The following is a 3624-nucleotide window of genomic DNA, read 5'->3' as shown; positions in this document are numbered from 1 at the left end:
GTCTGATGCCAGCATACTTTTTAGAACACCACCAGATATTTTAAATATCTTTTAGGAAAGTGGTAAAGGATACCAGTTTCATCAGCCCAAGCAGATTCATCATTTTCAGTTATTATTGCGTACACTCTATTTCCTTATATTTTAAATTCAGGATTTTTATGGCCTTTATATAAGTAGCTTAATTTTTAATTATATCTATGACAACACCTCAAACCCAAACTGACTCAACGCTTCTCGCAGCATCGCAATATTATAATAAGCATGCGCTTTGGTGGTGTTTTGAAAAAATATATAGAGCGTATCAAAATGCTGACGCTGATTGGCAATCGCTTGCGCCCAGTCCTGCATCTCCGCCTCACTATAACGATAATCATGGCGGTCTGCTGCGCTCATGGCATCCCACCAGCCTGTATTATTACCATGCATACGCAGATAGCCAGTACGCTCGGTAAATATCAATCGTGACGGTGGTAATCCGCTAACCTTGGGATAATCAACGCTACACCAAATCAGACCTTGCTGTATGAAGCTGTCGACCACTTGTGGCGTGTGCCAAGCGTTATGACGGAATTCGATTGCTAATGGATAATCTTGAAACCAACTGACCAGATTGGCCAGATACAGACGATGCTCACGGGTACGGTCAAAGCCATGTGGAAACTGGAGTAATAATGGCGCTAAAGCATTTGCTTCGATAAGTGGAGATAAGGCGTTTAGAAATGCCTGTGCGTGATCGCTTGTTCCTTTACGCGCATGAGTAAAATCTTGATGCAGTTTGACGGCGAATTTCAACTCGCTATCGACCTGTACATAAGCTTTATCGAGCATACCTGCAAAGGCTTTTTGTCCAATAGGTGCGTAAAAGCTGCTGTTGATCTCGACCGCCCCGTATTGCTTGGCATACTCACGTAAAAAATCGGTTTTTTTGGTGCCAGTGGGGTACAGCGTACCGAGCAAATCGGTATCGCTATAGCCACCAGTGCCAAGATAAATCGTAGGCGTCAAGTTCGATGAAGAGGTCATTGGTCAAAACTCTATGTGATACGTGGGCAGCTGCAGACACACCTTGGTTTCTTTATCATACTGGGTGTTTTCTATCATACTGAGTATAAAGACCATAGCGCCATCACCCACAATATAAACAATAGCGTCAATGCCAAAAACTGCGCCGCAGAACCAACATCTTTACCTATCTTGGCCAGTGGATGTTGTTTCGTTGATGTGTGATCGATACTCGCCTCGATGCCTGTATTAAACAGCTCAACGATGATGGACAAAAACGAAGCCATTAGCAGTATCATTTTCATAGTGATACTCAAAGGGATAAAGGCAAGCGCGATAAGTAAAAATAAATTCAGCCAAAATGCTTGTCGAAACGCGGCTTCGTTTTTGTAGGCCGCCATAAAACCATCGGCCGAGTAGCCTGCTGCTTTCACAATACGCCCGAAGCCTGCTTTGCCTTTTGCATTTTCGGCGAAGTTTTCGGCAGTTTCTATTCCCTTATCTGGCGTATGAGCAGCATGATCATGATGATTGTGCTGCTGTGGGTGCGAGGGAGCGTTAAGGTTTTTATCAGCGTTAGGCATTTTGTCGCTCATGTAGACTCTGCATCATGGTTGTAAAGTAGCAAGTAGTCTAACACGCACAACCTTACTTTTGTCTATTCCATAGCCACTCAATCAATGCTAAAAGTGCATTATTATTTTTGTGGTTACTAAGTTGAGAGTTGCCAAGCTGAGAGTAACTAGGCTCAAAGTTGCGCAACTCTTGATTGTTTAGCTTATCTCTACTGAGCTCACGATTACTTAGTTCGCGAATAATGGCTGCGCGACCATCATTAAACAGTGACTGCGCATAGTCGGTTGCCTTATCAACGCCCATAAATTTCACATAGGTAGATTTGTCCAGTTTTTCATCGCTGCCAGCAGGTTTACCCAGCGCATCCGTGCTGGTGGTCACATCTAAAATATCATCCTGTACTTGAAACGCCAGACCGATGTGTTGAGCACATTCTTGTAATGCCATGCGCTGAGGAGCCGTCGCACCAGCACAGACACCGCCCATGAGCATGGCCGCTTCGATCAACGCGCCTGTCTTGTCACGGTGGATGGCTTCTAGGTCAGTTTGTGTGATGCTGTTACTGGCTTCGGCATTGAGATCCAGCATTTGACCTGCGACCATACGTCTGGCACGCGGTGCAAATATCGCGAGCAGCTGGCTTGCGATATCGGCATCGAATGGCGCAAAGGTAGGTAGCTCTGCGGTCAATACTTCAAAGGCGAGCGTTTGCAGCACATCACCTGCGAGTAGTGCCGTCGCTTCATCAAAGACAATATGAGCAGTCGGCTGACCACGGCGCAGTTCATCATCATCCATACAGGGCAAATCATCATGTACCAACGAATAAGTATGTAGCAGCTCTACCGCTAGTGCTGCACGGCGCGCCATATCATAATCTGAATCGTTTTCTAAAAGAGAGTCTAACCTGTCACTTTGCGTCAGGTCTTTTTGCTCAATACTTTCACTTTTAAAAACGTTGTCATTATTCGCTGTGACACTAGAAAAGGCACTGGCGACCAATAACGGGCGTACCAATTTACCTTTACCCGTCATCACATAACGGCAGGCATCGATCAGCGGATGTGGCAGCTCAGCATAAACAAATAACACTTCAATATCTTGTGCTAATTGTTCGCGTACAGTGCCATGAAATTGTTCGTTGTTTTCAAACGATATAAAGCGCAAAGGGGTAGGGCTTGGCGTAGAAGAAACAGTCATAATCCAACCATTTATTAGGTGAATAATTAAAATATCGTTAGTGTAGCATGATCGATTATCTTGCTTGTGTGGCACGGCTGTTCAATCACGTATTTTTTACGCTTTAATATCAAAAAACGCACGACATAATCTGATAAGTCATCGTTACGTATAGGCGACTTAACTCAGTGGCGGAATATGTTTTTATAATGAAGTAGTCAAAAACAAGTTCAACTGATTGAAATATTTATCAAATAAATACTTAAAAAGTATGTCTAAAATATAATTTCAGTATACAGATAGTCACTTAGCGCGCATTATTGGTTAGGTAAAGAGCAATTATAGATTTAAGCGTGACTTGCGAGTATGGTATTAGCTTGTGACAGTCAGGGGCATAATCCCCTACACTAATTGACGTAGAAATGGTCTGATGATTAGAGCATTGAGTTTAGTCGCTATTGTATAGCGGAATCTGAGCGAATATCTCATACAAGATTAAACCTCAATCGGCATTTTAGTATCAGATATAGTTGAGTTCAAATAATTTCGATACAAGGAAACCGAGTGCAAGCTATACATTAGTATGGTCAGCGAGGGTGACGATGTAGCGGATTTATATGGATTTGACTATACCAGTATCTTGAATGACATTGTATAAATAAAGCGCCGTATTCATTAGTGCTAAAAAAATAATGTGCACATAGCAATGAGTACCTAACGAGAAGCGCGAGAAAATAAAGACATATTCACGGGTTAATTTGCCAAGTTGTTTGTCATGAAAAGGTTGTTTTCAGTTGTCATGATGGGTGTGCAGATCAATCGGTGCTATTACTTACCTTACTAACAATAACCGGCTATTTTTTACAG

At 42.8% G+C, this 3624-nt stretch carries 3 protein-coding genes; all 3 read right to left on the bottom strand.

Annotation, left to right across the window (positions count from 1 at the left end; translation table 11 throughout):
* Positions 1-195 precede the first annotated feature (195 nt).
* The 3 genes from ACT3SX_RS14380 to ACT3SX_RS14370 all read right to left on the bottom strand — a co-directional run bounded on the left by ACT3SX_RS14380 (position 196) and on the right by ACT3SX_RS14370 (position 2778).
* Positions 196-1023 (bottom strand): DUF72 domain-containing protein, encoded by an 828-nt coding sequence (locus tag ACT3SX_RS14380; protein ID WP_192520417.1) that lies wholly within the window; start codon positions 1021-1023, stop codon positions 196-198.
* Positions 1024-1097: 74 nt separating this feature from the next.
* Positions 1098-1598 carry a diacylglycerol kinase gene (locus ACT3SX_RS14375; RefSeq protein ID WP_225739295.1) on the bottom strand — a complete coding sequence of 167 codons (501 nt, stop codon included), beginning with the start codon at positions 1596-1598 and terminating at the stop codon, positions 1098-1100.
* A gap of 52 nt (positions 1599-1650) precedes the next feature.
* Positions 1651-2778, bottom strand: a complete 1128-nt coding sequence (locus ACT3SX_RS14370; protein ID WP_192520416.1) for a polyprenyl synthetase family protein — start codon at positions 2776-2778, stop codon at positions 1651-1653.
* Between the last annotated feature and the right edge of the window lie 846 nt (positions 2779-3624).

This window comes from Psychrobacter sp. AOP31-B2-9, from assembly GCF_052378005.1.
In the GTDB taxonomy this organism is placed as follows: domain Bacteria; phylum Pseudomonadota; class Gammaproteobacteria; order Pseudomonadales; family Moraxellaceae; genus Psychrobacter.
Note: the sequence above shows the minus strand (reverse complement) of the source record. Positions and strands in the feature narration are given on the sequence as shown.